Origin of the sequence: Tenacibaculum dicentrarchi, assembly GCF_964036635.1 — a bacterium.
Classification (GTDB): Bacteria; Bacteroidota; Bacteroidia; order Flavobacteriales; family Flavobacteriaceae; genus Polaribacter; species Polaribacter dicentrarchi.
In genome coordinates this window covers 1,084,028-1,108,133 of sequence record NZ_OZ038524.1, presented here as the reverse complement: position 1 = coordinate 1,108,133, position 24,106 = coordinate 1,084,028, and the positions used below count along the sequence as shown (strand labels likewise).

Sequence of the window (24,106 nt, the reverse complement as noted above, 5' to 3'; positions counted from 1 at the left end):
TACTTTTTATCTATAAAGATTTAAAATGATAAAAAATTAAATAATTTGTAATAAATAAACACTACATATAATTATCTCTTACATGTAATAATCCTTAATTTTGCAACCTATATTCAATTTACAATATGTTAGGATTACAATTTGAAACCGAAACTTCTTGGGCAGATATTGCTAAAGACAACCTACAACAAATATTAACAGACCATGCTTTTTTAGAACAAAAAGCAGCTTCTAATGCTGTTTCTATAATTATTAATTATTCCGAAGAAACAGAACTTGTACAAAGTATGAGTGAAATTGCTATTGAAGAAATGGAACATTTTAAAATGGTTCATGATTTTATGGTAAAACGAGGCATGGTTTTAGGAAGAGAACAAAAAAATGATTACGCTATTCGTTTACAAAAATTCTTTACAAAAACAAAAGACCGTACAAACGCATTAGTACAACGTTTATTAATTGCGGCGTTAATTGAAGCTAGAAGTTGTGAACGTTTTAAAGTGTTTTCTGAAAATATGGAAGATGAAGAATTATCTAAATTCTATAAAGATTTAATGATTTCTGAAGCAAACCACTATACTGTATTTTTAGGTTTTGCTCGTAAATATCAAGATAAAGATATTGTTAATAAAAAATGGAATGATTTAGTTGCTTTTGAAGCTGAAATGATGAGAAATAGAGGTTCTGAAGCCAAAATTCACGGATAAAAAATATGTTTAGTAAAGAAGAATCTGCAGCAATGCGTAAAGAATTTTGGACAAGTTTTGGAAAATCTTTTCCAAGAAAATGGCTATTGTATAATACAAAAATTAAAGGTTTCGCCTTTAAATTTCAAGGAGATAGAAAAACAGCTTCTGTGTGTTTAGATTTTGAACATCCTGATGAAATTGCCAATGAATTATTGTATGATAAGTTACTTTCTTTAAAAAATATTTTAGAAACTGAATATTTACCTGAAATTATTTATCATGAAAATTTCGAGCTAGATAATCGAAAAATTATTCGACGTATTTATGTTCCTTTTGATAAAAAATTTAGTATTCATAATAAAAATACGTGGCGAGATTGCTATGAATTTTATGTAAAAACAATGGAACAATTTGAACTCTTTTTTTATGAATATGAAGACATTATTAAAGATGCAATTTAATTTATTTTTATTAAAATCACTATTTTAAATATGATACAAAATGATACTATTATTGCCATGGCAACTCCTTCAGGCGTTGGTGCTATTGCGGTTATTAGGCTTTCGGGCGAAAAAGCTATTGACATTGTAAACACTTTTTTTAAGTCGATAAATAAAAAAAAATCGCTACTTACTCAAAACACACACACGCTACATTTAGGGCATATTATCAATAATAATATTATTTTAGATGAAGTTTTAGTATCTATTTTTAAAAATCCTCGTTCATATACAGGTGAAAATGTAGTAGAAATTTCATGTCATGGTTCTGTTTTTATTCAGCAAGAAATTATTCAATTATTTTTAAAAAATGGTTGTAGAATGGCTGATAATGGTGAATTTACCATGCGTGCTTTTTTAAACGGAAAAATGGACTTAAGCCAAGCCGAAGCCGTTGCCGATGTAATTGCGTCTAATTCTGCGGCGAGTCATCAAATGGCGATACAACAAATGCGTGGCGGAATTACCAACGAATTAAAAGATTTACGCCTACAATTATTAGATTTTGCGGCATTAATTGAGCTTGAACTTGATTTTTCTGGCGAAGATGTCGAATTTGCAGACCGAACTAAATTCAAAGAATTAGTTGCTAAAATCACATTTGTTTTAAAACGATTAATCGATTCTTTTGCCTTTGGAAATGCCATGAAAAATGGAATTCCAGTAGCAATTATAGGTGAACCTAATGTAGGAAAATCAACTTTATTAAATACGCTTTTAAATGAAGAAAAAGCAATTGTATCTGATATAGCAGGTACTACCCGTGATGCCATTGAAGATGAATTAATTATCGAAGGCGTTGCTTTTCGTTTTATTGATACGGCAGGAATCCGAGAAACACAAGATATTGTTGAAAACATCGGAATTAAAAAAACTTACGAAAAAGCAGAAAATGCACAATTAATTATATTTTTGATTGATGCAAATAAATTTGCCATTTCTAGCGATGAATTTTTGCAAGAAATTAAAAATATAAAAGAGCGTTTCCCTAATAAAAGACTGCTTGTAATTGCTAATAAAATTGATACTTTATCCTGTCATGACACAGCTATTTTAAAATCTGAAATTGATAATTTAATTTTATTATCAGCAAAACAAAAAACAGGAATTATAGAATTAAAAGCTGAATTAACATCTTTAGTAAATACAGGTGCTTTAAGTAATAACGAAACAATTGTGACAAATTCTCGTCATTTTGAAGCGTTAAACAACGCTTTAACAGCAATAACCTCGGTACAACAAGGAATTGATTTAGAAATTTCTACGGATTTATTCTCGATTGATATTCGTGAGTGTTTACGTCATTTAGGAAATATTACTGGTGAATATGATGTTGACAAAGATATTTTAGGACATATTTTTGGTAATTTCTGTATCGGAAAGTAAGTACACAAAACAAAGGAAACTAAAAGAAAGAAAACCAATAAAATCAAGTACTTAAGCTTATTTTATTGGTTTTTTATTTTCCTATATTTTCCTTTTTTAATACATTTATGGAATCTAAACTCCACCTCATAAGTAAATAACTAAAATGAGGTGTATTTAATTCCATCTTTATGAAAATATCACTAAAAAAGAAAAAGTTAAAAACAGGAAAATACAGTCTTTTTATCGAATACTACAAAGGAACTGTTATTGATAAAAACGGAAAGACAAAACACGATAGGGAATTTGAATACTTAAAGCAGTATTTAATAATCGACCCTAAAAATAAAACTGATAAATTAGAAAATAAAGAAACACAAGAATTAGTTGAAAAAATACTATCAATTAGACAAGCTGAATATTATCAAGGAAAATACAAAATTCAACATAATTCAAAAGAAAGATATAATTTTCTAGAATACTATAAAGAAAAAAAAGAAGAGCGTTGTCAGTCTGAAACCAATTATGATAATTGGGAAGCTGCCCAAAAACATATAGAGAATTTTTGCTCCTCTTCTATCACATTTAGTGATATTGATATCGATTTCATTAAAGATTTCCAAAAACACCTGCATACTGAAGCAAAAACAAAAGCTGGTCAACCATTAGCTCAAAACACAAAACACACTTACTATAATAAATTTAAGGCTTGTTTACGTAGTGCATTTGACGAAGGTTATTTAAGAGAAAACTATGTTGAGAAAGTTAGAGCTATTCCTATGGGTGAAACGCATAGGGAGTATTTAACTATAGATGAAGTACAATCCCTCTCAAAAACACCTATCAAGCAAATAGTATTAAAAAAAGCATTTCTATTTTCATGTCTTACTGGTATTCGTTGGTCAAATATTAATAAAATGAAATGGAGTGAAGTTAGAGACGAAGGAATAGATGATAATTGTCAAGCTATACATCGAATAGTGTTTTCACAAAAGAAAACCAAAGGAGTAGAATATCTATATATATCTCCACAAGCTAGAGAGTTCTTAGGAGAAAGAAGAAAACCTGAAGATAGAGTTTTTACTAATCTTCACTATAGCGCTCAGATGAACATTAACTTAATTAAATGGTGTATGAGTGCTGGTATCACAAAACACATTACCTTTCACTCTAGCAGACACACGAATGCAGTTCTTTTACTAGAAAATGGAGCTGATATTTATACAGTATCTAAAAGATTAGGTCATAAAGAAATTCGTACAACAGAAATTTACGCTAAAATTATTGATAAAAAAATGAAAGAGGCTGCTACACTAATTCCTAAATTAAATATTGAGTTATGAAAAAATATATTAGTTTGTTCGTTCATAAAATTGTTTTTTACAATTATACAATCTTTAAAATTTTCTTTATTTCTATACCTTTAATTCCAATTATCTTATTATCTATATACTGTAAAACAGATGTGTTTTATTTTTTATTAATTACAGCATATACACTTCTTTTACTTTTTTTCATTTATAAAATAAGGTCAAACAAAAATCTAAAGTATAACTTTTATTATTTAAAATATATAAATTTATCTAAAGAGACCTATCAATTGCTTCGAGAAGATGAAAAGGTTAATTTTTACGATACTATTATTAAAGCTATAATAGAAAAGGATTTATTACTCATTTTTTTTAAAAAGCAAGAATTCAATAAATCTCAAACTTCTTTTATTTCAGAAATAAATTCAATTAAAATTAAAGAAAATATTTTATCTGAAATAAGTTTTGAAAGGTTTAACAATACCATTGAAACATACAAAGGAAAAGAATGGATTAGAGATATTTTCCTTTATAAAAGAAAATATAGAAAAGGAGTTGATATTATTTTAAGCAAACTTTCTAACCATCCAAATACAGAAAAAACAAGTGATCTAATTAGAGTTTTAATTAATAATTTAAACTTATCTGAAAATGGAATAACTCTAGAACCTGAAAAAGACTTTAAGAATGAAATTGATTATGTTTTAGATAATCAAAATCCAGAAAGTCATAAAACTATAGTATCAGTAAATAATCATAATGAAACTAAAATATTAATTCATAATCGCAAAGAAAAACACATTTACAATGAAAAAAATACTCAAAACACTTATAATACAAAAATTTACAATCATATAGAAGAACCTATTGGCAAACAAACAATCTCAAAGAGCTTAACTAAAAAACAAAAAGAACATTCTATTAAAATTTTAAAAAATTGGTTTAAAGATTTAACAGATAAAGAAGCTTTAATTTTATTAAACTTAGAAACTTCTAAAATTTTATTTTTAAAAGGAGATTTTACACCATATAGCTATTTCCTATCTATATTAGAAAAAAAAGGTCATTATACATCAACACAGATAGAAGATTTTTTAGATTCAGAACAACTAAAAAGTTGGAAAACAAAAAAGCCACTAAATAAATTAAATCACAGAACTTACAAGAAAAATTTAGAAGATGCTGAATATATTATAAAATCTCTTCGTTCTAAAAAACAAGAAAAAGATTTAATTGAATTACAAAAATTATTAAAATAAAATAAACGACTGAAAAACAACCAAATAAACAATAATTATCAATTATTAAATTATTATCAAATAACCTTTCCCTTTATCATCTTTTCTTTGTAACCAGTTAACAAAGAGAATATAACAAGACTGCGCAGTCCATTGTAAATCTTTAAAATAAATTAAGATAATGGACAATATACAATTAGACCAACGACTTGATAGAATCGAAAGATTACTATTAAACAATAAGACTGTACTTACTTTTGATGAGGCTTGTGACTATACAGGTATCTCAAGAAGTTATATGTACAAAATGACTTCCACTGGAATTATTCCACATTCGAAACCTAATAATAAAAAGATCTTTTTTTCTAAAGAAAAGCTTGATGTATGGTTATTAAATAATCATAAGAAATCTACATCTGAAATAGAAAAAGAAGCTCTCAATTATGTCTTAAATAAAAGAAAAGCTTAATAGTTGCAACCTATTAAGCTTTATAATATTTCTTTTCCAAATATTAACTTCTGTATCAATCAAAGATATGGCTTAAAACTTACACATAAAAATGAGTAACTCAAAAGTTGTTCATATTGATAAAATCGACCTTGAAAACGATTTTACTCAATTGACACACAATAATAAAAATCCTTTTCCTGTTGATGTTTTCCCAAAAATTACTCAAGAAATCATTTATGAAGGAAATGATAAATATCAATTTGCTCTAGATTATTTAGGAGCTGGAATTTTAACAGCAGTCTCTTCTGCAATTGGAAACTCTTTAAAAGTTAATGTAAAGAATGGTTGGAACGAAAAAGCAAACCTTTTTACTGTAATTGTTGGTAGACCTGGAGACTCAAAATCACATGCTTTAAATTTTTGCCTAAAACCTATTCAGATAAAAGAAAACCTATTATTTGATGAATATTCTAAGTTACTCAAAGAATATGAAGAAGAATTGAAATCTGACCCTAAAACCACATTAATAAAACCTTATTTACAAAAATATCTTATTAATGATTACACGCCAGAAGCCTTAATTCTTCATCATTCTAATAACAAAAGGGGACTTTACATATTCGTAGATGAATTAAATGGATGGATTAAAAACTTTAATCGATACAATTCGTCTGGTGAAGCAGAAACTTATTTAAGTCTTTGGAGTGGTACAACAATCTCAACCGATAGAGCATCAGGTAAAAGTTTTAGAATTAATGATCCTTTTATAGGTGTAATAGGAAGTACACAAATATCAGTTTTAAAATCTTTTGCCAAAGATGGTAGAAGTTCTAATGGCTTTATGGATCGTCTATTATTTGTATATCCAGAAATTCAAAAAACTTTAAAATGGAATATCAATAAAGTAGATGATCGAATTTTAGAAAATTACTATTCAATTATCTCAAATCTTATTGAAACATCAATAGATCAAAATGAACCTCTTTTGATTCCAATTGAAGAGACAGCTAAAAAACATCTATTTGACTGGCAAAATAATAGACCTGAAAACTATCTTTTTGAATATGAAAGAAGTATTGAAGTTAAACTTCAACAATACGTTATTCGTTTTGCCTTGATTTTACAATCAATACATCATGCAGCGAATAAAAACACATTGGATAAAATTGAATTATTTGCAATTCAAGGAGCTATAAAACTTTTTCACTATTTCTACAACAATGCTATAAAGGTTAGACAAGAAATTATTAAAAAGGCATATGTTGAAACCTTAACAGAGTTACAAAAAACAATTCTTAATGAATTAGATGATGAATTTACTACTGGTGAAGGATTAAAGATTGCTTGCAGGAAAATTAATAATAAACCTAGAATTAGTAAAAGGCAATTCTACACGTATTTGAAAGACTCAAAATTATTTAAAAAAGTATCACATGGGAAATATCAAAAGATAAACCTATAGAAAATACTGCACTTTCTTCACTTTAAATCAAATCTAACTAAAAACCAGCAGATTAACACGTTTTTAAAGTGCAAAATTAGTGCACAAAATGCAAACCTATGCATTTTGAAAATGCAGAAAGTGCAATCAAAGTGAAGCCAAAGTGCAGTGAAAAACGGGCTAAAGCCCAAGTATAGCTTGAAAGTGCAGAAAATGCAGTAAAACCATATACATGTATAAATATTCATTACATAAAAAATCAATAAAGCATAAATGTCCTCAGTGTAAAAAGAACAAATTAGTCCTTTACATTGATACTGAAAATGACAATTATTTATCATCTAAAGTTGGTAGATGTGACAGAGAAATTAATTGTGGTTATCATTTAACACCTAGAGTATATTTCAAAAACCACAATATATCTTATAAACCACTTATAAATAAAAATCATCCTTTAGAGATTAAAGATACTAATTTTCACATACCAAAAGACCTAAACAATTCACTGGCTAATTATGATAAAAATAATTTCATCAAATTCATAGAATCTAAATTTAACTCAGAGCAAGTTTCTAGTATGTTAAATGATTATAAAATTGGTACAGCTACAGCATGGAACAATGGAACTATATTTTGGCAAATTGATTACCAGAATAAAATTAGAGGCGGGAAAATCATCCTATACAATGAAAAAGGAAAAAGAACTAAATACATCAATTGGATACATTCTTTAAATATTAAAAAAGGAAAAATAAATTCATTTAACCTTTCTCAATGTTTTTTTGGTGAACATCTTATTTCAAAATATGACAGACCTATTGCAATTGTAGAGTCTGAAAAAACAGCCTGTATAATGAGTGTTTTATTTGAAAAATATTTATGGCTAGCTTCTGGATCTCTTGGAGGTTTAAATGATAAGAAAATAAAAATATTAAAAAATAAGACAATTATACTCTATCCAGATTTAGGTATTGAAGGCACAAATGGATCTCCTTATTCAAAGTGGAAAAAAAGCTGTGAGGAATTAAAATCAAAAGGCTACGATATTCAAATATCAAATTTATTAGAAAAAAAAGGAAGTATAACTGAGCGAGAAAAAGGATTTGATATTGCTGATTATTTTTTAAAAAGTATAGAAGAAAAACCAAAAAAAATAATATCAAAAATAAACAATACAGCTCTAAAAATGTATATGAAAAACAAGAGTATAAAATCGCTATTAGAAGTATTTGAACTAACTGATTTAAATGGTGTTAAGATTAAGGTTGATTAGTATTTCAAGATGTGTCCTTGTCAGGACATATCTTGCTTTTTCTCCCTTCGGTCGCAAAAGTTTAAAAAAATGAAGAATCAAAAAATAGAATTTAGATGTACTCTTTTTGAGAAAAAACTTTTAAAAGTTAAGGCTAAAAAAGCAGGTTTATCTTTAAGTGAATTTTGCAGAAAATCTGCAAATGATAAAATGATTATTGAACGCTTAACAGAAGAGCAAATAACTATTTACAAAATGTTAATTACCTATCATAATAATTTTAAAAGCATCGGGAATTTAATAAAAAACAAGCACCCTGATTTATATCAAAAAGTATTTCAAACTGCTGATGAAATAAAAAATCATCTTAAAATTTTTAAATAAAAATGATAGGAAAAGGAAAATCAATATCACATACAAAAGCATCTATTGCATATGGTCAAAATCAAGAGAAAGATGCTGAAATAATTTTAAAACAAAACTTAGCTGGAGAAACTCCAAAAGAAATAACAGGAGAATTTAAAATTATTCAATCAATGAATGATAACTGTCAGCGCAATACATTGAGTTTTGTAATCAGCCCTACTATTGAAGATGGTGAAAAATTAACTTCTAAAGATTTAAATAAAATTACAGATGAATTTCTTAAAGATTTAAAGTTAGAAAACCATCAAGCAATTGCTTTTGTTCATAATGATAAAAATCATAAACACATTCATTTATATGTAAACAGAATTGATTTTGATGGAAAAGCTTATAACGATAGTTTTATTGGTAAACGCTCTCAAAAATCAGCAGAAAGAATTGCTGAAAAAATGCAACTACAAACCGTAAAACAAGTTAAAGAACAAAAGTTAGAAAAGGTAAAAGATATTAGAAAATTTATTCAAAATAAACACGAATTATCGTTTAGTGCCTTTCATCCTGAGAAATATCAAAAATACATCAAAGAAATGGAAAAGTTTAATATTAAAGTAAACCCTGTAATTAATAAAAAATCAAATAAGCTTCAAGGGTTTCGATATCAATTTAAAAATACAAACCTTAAAGGAAGTGATGTACACAGAAATATGTCTATAAATAAACTAAATATTAATTATTACAAAATTGCTAAAAAAATTACAAAGCAAGTTGGTAAAGGAATTTCAATATAAAATAGTATGGCTAAAATAGAAGAAGTAACAGCGTTGTTAATAGATGAAATAGCAACATTTGAAAAAGCAATAAAAGAATTTAAAAAACAAACGGAAGGCATAGAAAAACATAAAATTGAAATTGATGTATCTCAAGTAAAAAATGTTTTTAAAGAGTTTGAACACAAAATAAATACAAGCTACAAGTTAGAGAACAACCAATTAAAGGTAATTCAAAACAAACTGAATAAATCAGCCATTTTTCCAAATTGGATGGCAGTTTTATTTAGCATGTTTTTCATTGTCTTGATTTTAAGTTTTGGTTTTAATTTTTATCAATATCAACAAAAAAAAGAGGTAGAAATAATTGCATATAATAAAGGAGAAAAAAACATTAAAAATAAAATGATCATTTTTTTTGATAAAAACCCTAAAAGTTTAAAAGCTTATGAAAAATGGGCTAAAAAAACAAAGAAATAACATGGGGAAAATAATTTTAACAACACATCAAAAAGGTGGTGTAGGTAAATCGACGCTTACCTATAATTTAGCTCAAAATATTTCAGAAAATGCTTCTGTACTTGTTTTAGATTTTGACCTACAAGGAAGTTTATCTCAAATTAAAGATTTAGTAAGTGATTTTAACATCATGTCTTATAATCGAGAAATAAAAAAAATAAAAAATCTTCCTTATGATTTTATTTTTATAGACACCCCTCCTTACCTATCTAATCAATTACCTGAATTGATTGATTTAGCTGATTTAATTATCATTCCAACAAAAGCAGGAGTTTTTGATTTATTAGCTATAAAAAGCACCTTAGAACTTATTGAAAATAAAAATAAGACAGCTAATTCTTTAGTTATTTTTAATATGATTAAAGCAAATACAACATTAACCTTAGATATTTTAATAGGATTAGAAGAATATAATATCCCTATTGCTAAAACTCATATTTCTGATCTCGTTTCATTTACCAGATCTGTTTTAGTTAGTGGGGTAAAAACTGATAAAAATGCTCAAAAACAATTAGATAATTTAACCAAAGAAGTATTAACAAAACTCATATAATTCTATAAATATATACTTATATAAAAATACAATTCTAGCATTATGGAAAAACAAAATTTTAATGATTTAATTAATAAAGCAAAGGCTAGCAACCAAACTAAAACCATTCAAAAAGTAGTTCCTGTTTCAGTGAAAGAAACTGAAGAGGTTCAATTTTCTTTTTATTTAGATAAAAACTTACTAAAACGAATTAAACAGCAAGCTTTAAACCAAGATGAAAGCATTAAAAACATCATTAACAAAGCTTTAGAAAATCATTTAAAAACATCTTAAATTTCGAATATCTGTAGTATCTTGCATAAGATTTACAGATATAAAAAATTAACATATAAAGCGTTTAGCTTTTGAACTGGAACTAGAAAATCGCCAATTTTTAAATCCTCCACTTTCAAAACTAAGACGCCCATGCTACTGCGTGGGCTGTTCTTATTTGGAGGAAAGGTGTTTGGCGATGCCACTAGTTCGATAAAGTTCAGTTCCACGCTTTTTTTATTCAATTTATATCATGAAAAATCAATACCCGAAAATCGCCAATATTCAATTACAAATTTCAGAAAACTGCTCTGATTTAGAAAAAAAAATTCTTCATTTCCATTGGGAAATGGAAGAATTAAAATTTACAAACATTCCAAAAAAGACAAAAGAAACTTACGATATTACACAAGGTTATTTAACTAAGTTAAACGCAAATCATAGTAAATTATCTGTTTATATTTTATGTGAAAATTGTATTTCATACGAAAAACAGATTGCAAAAAGCCATTCTAAATTCAAAGAGATTTTAAAATTAAAACAAGGTCATTTTAAGTGTAATCATTGTACTGAACAAGAACGAATTTTAGCTGAAGAACAAAGAAAAAAAGAAAATGATAAATTAATTGAAAGTCTAAAAATTGCTATAGAAAACGAAAATTGGAATAACCTTTCAAAATTTGAAAAAACACTATTAGTTCATTGTTTAGAAAAATCCTTTAATCAAATAAAAAGTCATTATGGAAAAATTCTTGGTCAAGGTAATTTTTATCAACTTATTAGAGCTTTAGAAAACATTGAAGCACAAAATTTAATTATTTTAATTAGAAATTCTTGGAATAACTATGTTACAAATTTTAAATATTTAGATAGTTTAAAAGACCATCAGGAAGAAATAAATTTTATAAAAGAACTCTCTGACGACAATACAACTTTTGATGATGCTACAAATACTTTAAAGTTTAAATTAACTATCAATGAATTTCAACATCATCCAGACAGCCCTTTATATGCTGGAGCAATAAAATTTAAAGAACGAATTATTATTGAACCTGATGTTGATTATATTTTTGGTTTATGGCAAAGATCAAATGACAATCTATATTTAACTATTATTCCTGTTTCTGAATTTGAAAAAAGACCTACACAAAAACCTATTACAAAACTTCCTAAAAAAATAAAACAAGGTGCTCATGAGTTTTTAAACACTATCGGAAGTACTTTTAATTTAGAATAATAGCAACTAAAAACCATCTAATTAACTCAATACAAAACATAGCTTAAACATTTACAAAAAACATGTTATTAAGCTATGTTTTAACTGCTCACCTTACACGCTATAAACATATATTTATAGATTTATATAATTATCTAACCATAATTATATATCAATACATTTTATTACTTTAGACAAAAAAATTGCAATCATAAATAAATGAATAACAAAAAACAACGAGTTTTTATAATAATTTATTAGAAGTAAAACAGGTAACAAATAATTTAAAAACAGTCCTAATAAAGGTGATTTTGCTAGTCAATCTATGTATTATTTTGGGTACAAATTATATGCTATTTACTCAGAAAAGGAGTTATTGAAAATTTTGATTTACCCAAAGCTTCTATTCATTCTTTAAAAGATATTTAAAATCAAATAAAAAACTTTGTATTACTTGCTGACAAAGGATATTTATCTTCCGAATACAAACTCGATTTGTTGACTCATTCTAATATCAAAATTGAAGTTACAATGAAAGAAAATCAAAATAATTCATTATTATTAAACCCGATGTTTAATACATTTTTAGACAATGGAAAAGAACAAGTAAAGATTTGTAATTAACATTTCCCCATAAAAAACATGGATAAATTCCCTGTTAAAAAAAGGTTCTTAGATCCCCCTATTGAATTACAGCAAAGAGTTACAAACTATTGAATAACTTATTTTAAAAATCTAGACTTTTAAATAAAATTAAAGCAATACCTGACATATGCCACTTCGTCTCATTTTCAAAATCAGTTGATTATTTCTAGAAATGACACAAAAAATCAACTGATTTTGAAAACGGTAAAACTACGTGGATGTATTTTACCTTTAAAACACAAACAAAGGTAAATATTAAAATTATTTACCTTCGTTTTTTAATAGATATAAATATACTTTTATATGAATCTATTTTTCTACAAAAGTATAATTAGACATTTATATAATTATATAAAAATAGAAGCTTGTTTAAAACCTCTAACTCCTAACCTGAATAAAACTTTATCTAAATAAAATAAGCACTAACAACAATCAAACAATTAATTGCCAGCAAGTTAAATCTACAAAACACACACCTCTAGCTCAGAATTTTATATATTTCTATAAATATAGTTTTACATAATTATGAGTTACCGTAATTATATACCAATTAAATTTAGTAGTTTAGAAGTCTAAAAAAATTGTATCTACTTATTATGCTCACAACATAATAAGCGAAAATCTATATATATGAATAAACTCTCAAATAATAAATTAGCTTCCTTTTATTTACTCTACAGCAAGCAACTATCCTAGATAAGTTTCATTAACTATAAATTTAATATAAAAATTTAATAAATAATATAAACTTATTTACAAATGCAAATAGATAGTTATTTCACAAAACAAATAGATGTTAGACAAATTATTATAGAACAACTAGATAATGCTACTAGCAAAGTATTTATAGCAGTCGCATGGTTTACGGATACTATTTTATTTAAAAAATTATTAGAACTGCAAGAAAAGGGAGTATCCATAGAGTTAATAGTAACAAAACATAAATTTAATACCGATAGCAGAAATAATTATCAATTAATTGATGAAAATGGATTTTTTGCAGAAATAGGGAACGATAATCAATTGATGCATATGAAGTTTTGTATTATTGATTATAGTATTGTAATTAGTGGATCAGCTAATTGGTCAAATAGAGCATTTACAGTAAATAATGAAGAAGTAACAATCGTTTCAGAAAATCAGCAAAGGTCTAATGATTTTATAGAAGAGTTTGAACGCTTAAAAGAACTTTCTGGGAAAATTAAAAAATACGAAGAAGCACTTGATATTTCTAAAGCGTTTAAATATTTTAAATTAATTAAAGCGTTCGTAGATTTAGGAGAAACAGCAAATATTCAGCCATATATTTATAAGCTTAAATTAATAAAAAAACTAACTCCAATAACAAATCTACTCTTAGCTGGTAATTATGACTTGGCATTTATTGAAATTGACAAGTTTGAGAAAAGTTATACTCAATTGATAGATATTACAGCTATCGAAAAATCTCAAATAGCTTCACAAATAAAACTTCTTTCCTATCAAATCGAAATATTAGAAATAGAAAAAACCGAAATAGAGGCACGAATAGTACAATTCAATCATCGATATATTATTGAGCTTAATCCATTAATTTCAAAAATTATAGCTCTCAAAAAGAAGATTTATGAAAAATTTAAAAAGCACGGTATTGTAGATGATACTTATAAGAAAATTGAAGAAGAATTTAATCAAAAGAACAGAGAATATCAAGAGGAATTAGAAATTGAAATACCTGAGTTAAATAATAATGATGTAATTGATATCAAAAAAATGCACAGAGAAGCTGTAAAATTATGTCACCCTGATTCATCGAATTGTATTTATGAAGATAAAAATGAGGCCGCAAGAATTTTTAATGAATTAACAAATGCAGTAAAAGTCAATGATATTAAAAGGGTGAGATATCTTTGGAATGAATTAAAACAAGGTACCCCTATATCAGATATTAATAAATATGGAGAGTTAGAACATTTAAGAGTGAAATTAGAAACTATTAAAATGAAATATAATTATTTGTTCAATGAATTATCTTTAATACAAGAATCTGAAACTTGCCAAATAATTTTAAAAATTGACGATTGGGGTACGTATTTTGAATCTCAAAAAAAACTTTTAAAACAAGAATATAAAAATTTAATTGAAAAACATGTAAAGCATGAGTAAAGATGTACAAAAAATAAATAACACCCAAAAAGGAAAATTAGATTTACTTAATATAAATACATCTACTCTTACTGCTTGTTTAAGCGGTTTGGTTGTTCCTAGATTATTTTATCAATTGGTAGTTTTTGTATTGGATGCTTCGGAATCCATGACTTGGGAAGGTGTTTCAGGAGAGTCTAAGGGTAAAGAAATTCATAATCAAATTGGACCAATAATTAAAAAGTTAGCTGGAAGTAAAAATGCTAATAGTTTTGATGTTAGCATGTATGCTTTTTCACAGACTCATAAAGAGTTTGTTTCGATGCAAACACCAAATTCTATTGATATTGAAAACTTTAACTTCAACCCCTGTAATTATGTTGGCAATCACCAAACTTATGCTGAACCAGTGTTTTTGGAAGCTGAAGAAAAAATCAATAATTATTTATTAGAAAATAAAGATAAAAATAGTCAAGCAATGATTGTTTTTTTGGGAGATGGAGATATTTACGACTATTCTAAAGTTATAGATATTTGTAATAGATTAAAATCTAATAATAAAATTACGATACTTAGTTATCTGATGGAAGATAGATCGTGGTCAGAAGAATTGGAGAAAGAAAAACTTGATCGCCTTAGAAATAATATAAAAAACATGTCAAGCAAGGATAATAATGGACTAAATTTTTTCGAATCTAAAGTTGATCCCGAAGAGATAAGAAAACACATGATTAAAAGTATCTCAACAGTATCAAAAATAGATTAATGTATTTTTCAGCACAACATATAGACGTTAAATTAAAACAAGATTATGCCGATTTTTCTATTGATGAATGTAGAAAATCTTTAGTGCTTTGCGATGGAATAGGTGAATTTGAAGATTCGGGTAAAATATCAGAGGTTGTTGTAAACCAATTTATAAGAGAAAACTATTCAGAATTATCTGAGGTAGTTTTGGATGATGAAGTTCAAAAATTGAAAAGTGATAATGTAATTGGTGGAACAACTTTTATCAGTGCTATTAATAAAAACAAATCAGATAAAGTTCAGGTAGAGTATCTTGGAAATGGCGGAATAATACATCTACATGGAGATTTTTCAACTAACGTGAATTCTGAAGAACCTTATAGGTATGGTGAGTTAATGATACCTCATATTTCTCCTAAGGGAGTATTAACGAGGTATATTTCTCATAACAGTGGAAATATAGAACAAACATCATCAAAAATAGAACTTAATCTTAATTACATTACTGGAGATATAATATTGCTATTTAGTGATGGGATTTCGTCCCTTGAAGATAAAGTGATTTTAAAAGATAATGAAAATAGGTTTTGGAGAAATGAAAATCCTGCTATTCAATTAATTTTAAAAGAATTAAATGACTTTCTTGTTTTAAATAAAAATCCTGAACTATTTAAAGAAGAACTCATAGCGTTTAATAATACTATTCTAAAAAAACTAAATTGTGAAAATTACCTAGAAGACGATGCTTCTTTAGGATTTATAATATCAGAACAAGTGTTAAATCATTATAATAAAAAACAATGATTAGATCACTTTCAAGTATCACAGATATATCTGTGATAAATCAAAATAATGAAAATGATATTTTATCTTTTTCAAAAATTGATTTCGATAATAATCCAATAGGCTCTGGTGGTTTTGGTTCTGTACATCATGTACAAGCAATAGATAGTATTTCAAAATCAGAGTTCGTTCTAAAAATATTCACAGATGAAGAACACAAACAGCATGCTTATGATGTAATAAAAACTCTACATGATAAGTTAAAAAAGCGTCAAGTAAAAACAAAAACACCAACATATCATGACTTACCAGAATTATTAGGTCTTCCTTTTCTTGTCTTTAAAGGTTATGATACTGTTTCAGAAAAGCATTGTGTCGCTTTTTTAATGTACAATCTTCAAAAATTAAATTATGAAGATTACGGAAATGATACTGCAAATTTAGAAGATTATAAAATTTTAAGTATTCCAGATAAGTTGTATTTAGCTTACCAATTAACCAAGTCAATAGATTTTCTACATCAAATAGAATTTATTCACGCTGATTTAAGTGAAAATTCTTTATGGTTTAATGCTAATAGAGTTCAATTAGCTATAATTGATTATGATAGTGGGTTTCATTTTGATATACAAGGAAAACCGACTACAGTAGGTAAAATTGGACATTGGATTGGATCTCGTTTTAGAAATATTATTGGACAGAAAAAAGATTCATCAGATCTAACAACACTCGATAGGATTTACGAAGAATATTGGGTATTAGCAAATGCAACTTTTGAAATTATATTTGGTGTAATGCCATTCTTCTTTTTATCGGATACAAATGATAACACAAAACAATCTTATTTAAGTAAAAATGAGTGGCCAAATATAGATTACCAATCGTCACTTTTTAACGAACAAAACAAACAACAGCATCAAGCTATAATATCTCTTATAAAACAATTAGAGAGTACTGGTGCAGAGGAGTTAATTACTGCATTTAAAACGGTATTTAATAAAGGATATAAAAACGAATCTAAAAGATTAACAGCAAAAGAATGGAAAGATTTACTTTTAACTCTGAATAAATCTCTAGAAAACAAGCCTTTAATTAAAAGATTTAGTGCTAATAAAATGAATATAAATCAAAAAAATGAAGACGTTTTGTTTTCATTTGATGTTCAAAAATATAACGCAATTTATCTTGATAATAAACTTGTTTCTTTACATCAGAATTCATTAACCTTAGCTTTAAAAGATCATAAAAAAATTGTTTTAAAAATAAAAAATGATTTTCAAACTATAGAAGACTTTATTGAAATTAAAGCTATAAAAATCAATCCCAAAATAGTAAAATTTGAAGCTTCTAGTTATTTAAGAAACTCTCTATATCCAATAAACCTGAATTGGATTGTAGAAAATGCTAAAGAAGTTACTGTTTCTGGATTAGGAAGTTCTTTTCCTACATTAAGTAATATAGATGTTAAACCGACAACCAAAACTACTTATACATTAACCGCAAATGGTTTTTTTGATGAAAAAATTACTAAGGAAATTACTATAAATATAATTGAGCCTGTAATTAAGTCATTTAATTGGGAAATCAATCTGAATGAAGGAATTGATAATATTGACTTAAAATGGGAAACAGAAGAAGCGCAAAGTATTGAAATTACACCAAACGTTATAGCGAATAGTACTAATGGCTTAGTTCATGTAGCTATTAATAAAGAAACTACCTTTAAATTAAAAGCAAAAGGGCTCTTTAGTAATATTGAAAAAGAGATTACTGCACACCCTTTCCATATTCCGAGTGTTAAACAAATATTTGCAGAAGCACCAAAAATTGAAATTAAAACAAATATTGATTTTTCAGAATCGAGTTTACCTAAAGAGTTATTTACAATTAATAATATCCAATTTTCAAATAATATCAGTTTTAATAACCTTGAAATTGATTCAACTGACCTACAAAAAAAATTAGAATTTCCAAAATTCGAAAATGAGAATGTCTTAATAAAAAAAGTTAATAAAAAGAAAATTACATTATCTGATATTTATGATAGTGTATTAAATAAAATTCACAAAAGATTAAGTAAATGAAAAAGCTAATTAAATATCCTTTCCAAAAGTTATATAAATTTTTCTTGTGGGCATCTGGCGCAGATTTAGAAATACTAAAACATGCTCCTACAGATGCTAATAAATATTTTGGAATTGGCGGTACCATAATTTTCACATCCCTAATGGCTGCTTTTGCTGGTGGTTATGCCTTTTTTACTGCATTTAAAATAGAAATATTAAACACAGAAGGTGTTGTTATTGGCTATACTATGTTAAGCGAATGCTTAGCTTTATTTTTTGGATTATTCTGGGGGGCTTTAATATTTAACCTAGATAGATATATTGTTTCTACGTTTGGTGTAGGTGATGGTAAAAAAACAATTTCTAGACAAGAATTAATGGAAGCTGGACCAAGATTAATAATGGCAATGTTATTAGGCTTTGTAATTGCGACCCCTTTAGAATTAAAACTTTTTGAAAAAGAGATTAATGCAGAAATTAGTACACAAATAGCAATCGTAAATAACACTTTAATTAAATTTGGTGAAAATGACCCAATTTTAACAAGGTTGAAAACAGAGAGAAATGATTTGCAAACAAATATTAAAAATAGAAGTAAAATAATTGAAGAAAAAAGATCTTTTTGGGAAGCTGCTAATAAAGATAAAAATGACGAATGGAACCTAGGTAAGTTTAGTGGTAAAAAAGGAAAAGGTGGATATTATGATGATCTTAAAAAGATTTCTGATGATGCTGAAATAGCTTATTCAACAACTAAAAACAGTACCACTATTTTAAATGAAAAAGATTATAAGGTAATTGACGACATAGATGTTAAAATAAAAGCAAGAGAAAGTGCAACGCAATCTGACATTCAAAATCAAAAAACAGTTCAAGCTCAAAACAACGGATTAATTGCTAAGCTTAAAGCTTTAGACAATTTAATGTATGAAGAAGTTCCATTTTATGAGGTAAAAGATGGCGAAAAACAATTAGTTAAAATATCTAAAGAAAAAACAGTTGTTTGGTATGCTAAATGGTTAATTACAATTCTATTTATATTTATTGAAATAGCTCCTATTATGTTTAAAATGATGACAGAAAGAGGGACTTATGATGATATTTTAGACAGAGTAAAGCATGAAGCAAAAGTGAAACAATTATTATTACAGTCGAATATTAATGAAGAAATTAACACAGCTGTTAAAGTAAATTCTGATAAGAACGCACAAAAATTAAATGCAGAATTAACAGCAAACAAAGATTTACTACAATCTATTGCGAATGCGCAGGCAGAAATTGCAGAAGTTGCAATTGAAGAATGGAAAAAAGAACAATTAATAAAAGTGAAAAACGATCCTAATATTATGATTAAATCTTAAAATGAAGCTATACCTTAATTAACTATAAGCTCTTATAATTAACATAGTTTCAAATAATGGATATTTATGAAATTTAAAAGTATAGATAAAATCATCAAAATTACATTAGCAATTTTAATGCTGCTTTGCTTACTAAAGATGCCTTACGGGTTTTATGAGTTTGTAAGATATATTACTCTTGTAGGTTTTGGTATTTTGGCCTATAAAGCTCATGAAAAAGAAGATAAAACTACATTCATAATTTTTATCACTCTTGCCCTACTCTTTCAGCCTTTTTTTAAGATTGCTCTTGGAAGATTAATTTGGAACATTGTAGATGTAATTACAGCTATATACCTGTTTGCAAACCTCATAAGTCGCTATACAAAAAATAGATAATTATAAAAACACATTCCTATAAATATAATTTTATATAATTATATATCAGTTCGTTTCATTACTTTAGATATTTAAATAAAATCCAACAAACATTCTGCAATTAAAAAATGATAAAACATTTCAATAACAAAACTCATAAAGTTGGTGACGACTTAAAAATGACTATAGAAAAAGGAAGTAAAATAAGTATTGCAGCTGCAATTTTTTCAATTTATGGTTTTGAAAGCCTTAAGAAAGAATTGAAAAACATAGACGAATTACATTTTATTTTTACAGACCCTACATTTATTGAATTAGACAAAAAGAACCGACAAGAAAAAATGTTTGAAATTTTGGCTAATGATAGAAAAAAATCTATTGGTGGTTCTCGTTTTGAAATTAATCTTAAAAATGAATTAAAAGGAAAAGCTATTGCCAAAGAATGCAGAAAATGGATTGAAGACAAAGTAACGTTTAAAACCAATGCTAAAAACGGATTCATACAACCTCAATTTATCATTAAAAACCCTGACAATAATTTTGCTTATAGCGGAATAAATGAATTTTCTAGCGCAGGTGTTGGTTACGAAAAAGATAATTCCATTCTTAATATGGTTACTCGGTTTGAAGATTTCCCAATCACTGATGCTTTTTTACAGCAATTTGATGACGTTTGGAATGATAAAAATATTCTAAAAGACGTTACCAAAGATGTAAGTTCTTATATAGATAACCTGTACAAAGAAAATGCTCCAGAGTTAATTTACTACATAGCCTTGTTTCATATTTTTGATGAATTTTTAGAAAATATTACTGAAGACGAACTCGCAAATGAACAAACTGGTTTTAAAGAATCCGTAGTTTGGAATACTCTTTACGATTTTCAAAAAGATGCTGTACTTGGTATTATCAATAAATTAGAACGCTACAACGGTTGTATTCTGGCAGACAGTGTTGGATTAGGAAAAACCTTTTCCGCGCTGGGTGTTATTAAATACTATCAAGAAAGAAATAAAAGTGTTCTTGTTTTATGCCCTAAAAAATTGGGTGATAACTGGAAAACCTTTTTAAGTAATTATGACGACAATATACTATTTAAAGACCGTTTTAATTATGATGTTCTATATCATACCGATTTATCTCGTGAAAAAGGAAAGTCTGGTGATACAGATTTATCAAGAGTAAATTGGGGAAATTATGATTTGGTTGTTATAGACGAATCTCATAACTTTAGAAATAACGACCCTCGAAAGGATAAAATTACTCGCTATAAAAGATTACTTCAAAATGTAATGCAAGCAGGTGTTAAAACAAAAGTTTTGATGCTTTCTGCAACTCCTGTTAATAATAAATTTACCGATTTAAAAAATCAAATAGCATTAGCCTACGAAGGAAAAACAAATGTAGTTGATGAAAAACTAGGTACAGAAAAATCTATAGACTCCATATTAAACAAAGCACAACGTACTTTTAAAGATTGGTCGGACTTACCTGTAGAGCAAAGAACCAGTAAAAAATTATTAGCCGAGTTAAATCAAAATTTCGATTTCTTTAAATTACTTGATAATATTACTATTTCTAGAAGTAGAAAACACATTACTAAATATTACGATACCAATGCTATTGGTAAATTTCCTAAAAGATTACCACCCGTTACCATAGAATCTGAAATTACACACCTTAAAGATTTTATAAAAATAAAAGAACTATATGAAAAATTAGCTATGCTGTCAATGTCTATTTATACACCTTTCGATTATATATTAGATAGCAAAATAGCCTTTTATGCAGATGTCTACGATACTAAAATTGAAGGAAAAAGTAGCTTAAAACAAACTACTAGAGAAAAAAGTTTGCAAAAACTAATGCGTGTTAATTTATTAAAACGATTAGAAAGCTCTGTAGATTCTTTTCGTATAACTTTAGAAAAATTTGTAAATGCGGTTAATAGCAATATTAAGAATATAGAAAAATTTGAAAAAACAGAAGGAAATCAATCGGCTGAAATGACAGAAATAGCTGATTTAAATTTTGATACAGAAAGTGATAATTGGCTTGATGATGAATTTAGTACCAACGGAAAAATTAAAATAAATTTAGCCGATATGAATACCAGCGGTTGGAAAGAAGACTTAAAACAAGATTTATATATAGCACAAGATATTTTAGAAGAAATGAATTGGGTTACTTGGAAAGAAGATGCTAAACTAAACGATTTAAAAAAATGCATCACCAATAAAATTGAAAACCCAATAAACAAAGGAAATAAAAAGATTATCATTTTTACAGCCTTTGCCGATACTGCAAATTATTTATACAAACAAATTGCAACATGGGCTTTAGAAAATCATCAATTGAATACCGCAAAAATTACAGGAAGTGGCACTAATGATTGTACATTAAAAATAGACAAACAATTTAATAATTTGTTAATTAATTTTTCGCCACGTTCTAAAAAAAGAAGTGAAAAAAATAAAAATAATGCCGAAATTGATATTCTAATTGCAACCGATTGTATTTCCGAAGGGCAAAACCTACAAGATTGTGATACCCTAATTAATTATGATATTCATTGGAATCCTGTGCGTATTATTCAGCGATTTGGTCGTGTTGATAGAATTGGCTCTATAAATAAAGACATTCAATTAATAAATTTCTGGCCTCAAATTTCACTAGACGATTATATCAATTTAAAAGGTCGTGTAGAAGGTAGAATGATAATAGCAGATGTTGCAGGAACAACTGAAGATAATCCCTTAACAAATAAATCAACAGACCTCGATTTTAGAAAACAACAATTAGAACGCTTAAAAGATGAAGTTATTGATATTGAAGATATGGATACTGGAATTTCTATTACCGATTTAGGATTAAACGATTTTAGAATGGATTTGATAAACTACATAAATGAAGGAAATGATTTAAAAGGAATACCTAACGGAATGCACGCCGTATGCCCTAAAATAACCGAAAAAGGAATTGATGAAGGCGTTATTTTTGTACTTAAAAACATCAATTCAGATGTAAATATTGATAATAACAATCAATTACACCCATTTTATTTGGTCTATATCAAACAAAATGGAAACATTATTTCTAATCATTTAAATGTAAAAAATACTTTAGATATTTTACGTGGTATCGCTAAAGGTAATTCAGAACCTATTGCCAAAGTATTTCAACAATTTAATACAGAAACTAAAGATGGTAAAAACATGAAAACTTACTCCAATTTATTAGAAAAATCTATTGAAAGTATTATTGAAGTAAAAGATGAATCTGTTATAGATAGCCTATTTTCTAAAGGCGGAACTACCGCTAATTTATCAGGAAATATAAAAGGCTTAGAAGATTTTGATTTAATTACATTCTTGGTTATAAAATAAATAAAAAGCTATGAAAAACTTTAATTTACCAAAAAATGCTATCGTAAATAAATTTATACCAAAATCTAAATTTATAGAAAAATCAAAAGGAAATACAACAACACAACAAGAATTTACCAACGCTATTTCACGAATTACTTGGGCATACAACCTATCTGAAAAAACCATTAATATTTCGGGAACGCAAAAAATAGAAGAATTACAAATTTTTAATATCGCCTTAAAAAATAAAGAAATTCCTAAAAACACCTTAAAAGTTATTGATAAAGCTATTCCTTTTGCTATTTTGTATCTTTTTGAATTTGAAAATAATTTTGCCTACGGAATTACCATCAAAGAAAATACAGAACAACGTTATTTTTTCTCTGAATGGAACGAGGAATTAAATTTCGATTTTACAGGAAATACAATTGAACATATTTATCAAAAAATAATTACCTTATTTATACAGTATCAAACAGAATTAAATACGGAAAATGAAAGTTTTGAAAATATTATTGATAAAGAAAAACAACTTAGCAAACTAGAAAAAGAAATTGCTTCGCTTCAAAAAAAAATATACACCGAAAAACAATTTAACAAACAAGTAGCCTTTAATAAAACCCTACGCAATAAACTAAAAGAAATTGCAGTTTTAAAAAAATAGTAAAGAACAAAATTAAAGTATCCTTATACTAAGAGCCTGTTTAAGTTTCATCTAAAAAAAAAAATCTAAAAG

General features: G+C 26.7%; 22 protein-coding genes. All 22 read left to right on the top strand.

Annotated features, from left to right (window positions below):
* Positions 1-125: 125 nt before the first annotated feature.
* The 22 genes from ABNT14_RS04950 to ABNT14_RS04845 all read left to right on the top strand — a co-directional run bounded on the left by ABNT14_RS04950 (position 126) and on the right by ABNT14_RS04845 (position 24,034).
* Positions 126-707 carry a tRNA-(ms[2]io[6]A)-hydroxylase gene (locus tag ABNT14_RS04950; protein WP_101901990.1) on the top strand — a complete coding sequence of 194 codons (582 nt, stop codon included), beginning with the start codon at positions 126-128 and terminating at the stop codon, positions 705-707.
* Between the two features lie 5 nt (positions 708-712).
* A complete protein-coding gene (locus tag ABNT14_RS04945; RefSeq protein WP_101901988.1) occupies positions 713-1,150 on the top strand; it encodes a DUF4268 domain-containing protein in 438 nt (145 codons plus the stop codon).
* A 30-nt stretch (positions 1,151-1,180) separates the two neighbouring features.
* On the top strand, positions 1,181-2,575 hold the full coding sequence (gene mnmE / locus ABNT14_RS04940) for a tRNA uridine-5-carboxymethylaminomethyl(34) synthesis GTPase MnmE (RefSeq protein WP_101901986.1): 1,395 nt from the start codon (positions 1,181-1,183) through the stop codon (positions 2,573-2,575).
* A gap of 170 nt (positions 2,576-2,745) precedes the next feature.
* On the top strand, positions 2,746-3,897 hold the full coding sequence (locus ABNT14_RS04935; RefSeq protein WP_101901984.1) for a tyrosine-type recombinase/integrase: 1,152 nt from the start codon (positions 2,746-2,748) through the stop codon (positions 3,895-3,897).
* A gap of 257 nt (positions 3,898-4,154) precedes the next feature.
* Complete coding sequence (locus ABNT14_RS04930; RefSeq protein WP_145993557.1) at positions 4,155-5,123, top strand: hypothetical protein; 969 nt, start codon at positions 4,155-4,157, stop codon at positions 5,121-5,123.
* 160 nt (positions 5,124-5,283) lie between these two features.
* Complete coding sequence (locus ABNT14_RS04925; RefSeq protein ID WP_101901977.1) at positions 5,284-5,571, top strand: helix-turn-helix domain-containing protein; 288 nt, start codon at positions 5,284-5,286, stop codon at positions 5,569-5,571.
* 91 nt (positions 5,572-5,662) lie between these two features.
* On the top strand, positions 5,663-7,015 hold the full coding sequence (locus ABNT14_RS04920) for a DUF3987 domain-containing protein (protein WP_101901975.1): 1,353 nt from the start codon (positions 5,663-5,665) through the stop codon (positions 7,013-7,015).
* Positions 7,016-7,226: 211 nt separating this feature from the next.
* On the top strand, positions 7,227-8,267 hold the full coding sequence (locus tag ABNT14_RS04915; protein WP_101901973.1) for a DUF6371 domain-containing protein: 1,041 nt from the start codon (positions 7,227-7,229) through the stop codon (positions 8,265-8,267).
* A gap of 69 nt (positions 8,268-8,336) precedes the next feature.
* Entirely contained in the window at positions 8,337-8,630 is a 294-nt protein-coding gene (mbpA, locus tag ABNT14_RS04910) for a mobilization protein MbpA (RefSeq protein WP_101901971.1), read from the top strand.
* Positions 8,631-8,632: 2 nt separating this feature from the next.
* The gene (locus tag ABNT14_RS04905) at positions 8,633-9,400 is read left to right on the top strand and encodes a relaxase/mobilization nuclease domain-containing protein (protein ID WP_101901968.1); all 768 of its coding nucleotides are present in this window, start codon (positions 8,633-8,635) and stop codon (positions 9,398-9,400) included.
* 6 nt (positions 9,401-9,406) lie between these two features.
* A complete protein-coding gene (locus ABNT14_RS04900) occupies positions 9,407-9,859 on the top strand; it encodes a DUF6730 family protein (RefSeq protein WP_101901966.1) in 453 nt (150 codons plus the stop codon).
* Between the two features lies 1 nt (position 9,860).
* Positions 9,861-10,451 (top strand): AAA family ATPase, encoded by a 591-nt coding sequence (locus ABNT14_RS04895; protein WP_101902068.1) that lies wholly within the window; start codon positions 9,861-9,863, stop codon positions 10,449-10,451.
* Between the two features lie 42 nt (positions 10,452-10,493).
* Positions 10,494-10,724, top strand: coding sequence for a hypothetical protein (locus ABNT14_RS04890; RefSeq protein WP_101901964.1), 231 nt, complete (start codon positions 10,494-10,496; stop codon positions 10,722-10,724).
* 232 nt (positions 10,725-10,956) lie between these two features.
* Positions 10,957-11,940 carry a hypothetical protein gene (locus tag ABNT14_RS04885; protein WP_101901962.1) on the top strand — a complete coding sequence of 328 codons (984 nt, stop codon included), beginning with the start codon at positions 10,957-10,959 and terminating at the stop codon, positions 11,938-11,940.
* Positions 11,941-13,323: 1,383 nt separating this feature from the next.
* A complete protein-coding gene (locus tag ABNT14_RS04880) occupies positions 13,324-14,709 on the top strand; it encodes a phospholipase D-like domain-containing protein (protein WP_101901960.1) in 1,386 nt (461 codons plus the stop codon).
* The gene (locus ABNT14_RS04875) at positions 14,702-15,454 is read left to right on the top strand and encodes a VWA domain-containing protein (protein WP_101901959.1); all 753 of its coding nucleotides are present in this window, start codon (positions 14,702-14,704) and stop codon (positions 15,452-15,454) included. The genes ABNT14_RS04880 and ABNT14_RS04875 overlap by 8 nt, the downstream gene beginning before the upstream one ends.
* Complete coding sequence (locus ABNT14_RS04870; protein ID WP_101901957.1) at positions 15,454-16,239, top strand: hypothetical protein; 786 nt, start codon at positions 15,454-15,456, stop codon at positions 16,237-16,239. The genes ABNT14_RS04875 and ABNT14_RS04870 overlap by 1 nt, the downstream gene beginning before the upstream one ends.
* Entirely contained in the window at positions 16,236-18,302 is a 2,067-nt protein-coding gene (locus ABNT14_RS04865; RefSeq protein ID WP_101901955.1) for a hypothetical protein, read from the top strand. Before ABNT14_RS04870 ends, ABNT14_RS04865 begins: the two co-directional genes overlap by 4 nt.
* On the top strand, positions 18,299-19,645 hold the full coding sequence (locus ABNT14_RS04860) for a DUF4407 domain-containing protein (protein ID WP_101901953.1): 1,347 nt from the start codon (positions 18,299-18,301) through the stop codon (positions 19,643-19,645). Before ABNT14_RS04865 ends, ABNT14_RS04860 begins: the two co-directional genes overlap by 4 nt.
* Before the next feature lie 66 nt (positions 19,646-19,711).
* Positions 19,712-20,023, top strand: a complete 312-nt coding sequence (locus tag ABNT14_RS04855) for a DUF6804 family protein (protein WP_317042216.1) — start codon at positions 19,712-19,714, stop codon at positions 20,021-20,023.
* 107 nt (positions 20,024-20,130) lie between these two features.
* Positions 20,131-23,388, top strand: coding sequence for a helicase-related protein (locus ABNT14_RS04850; RefSeq protein WP_101901951.1), 3,258 nt, complete (start codon positions 20,131-20,133; stop codon positions 23,386-23,388).
* A 10-nt stretch (positions 23,389-23,398) separates the two neighbouring features.
* Positions 23,399-24,034 (top strand): DUF4391 domain-containing protein, encoded by a 636-nt coding sequence (locus ABNT14_RS04845; protein ID WP_101901949.1) that lies wholly within the window; start codon positions 23,399-23,401, stop codon positions 24,032-24,034.
* Positions 24,035-24,106: the final 72 nt, after the last annotated feature.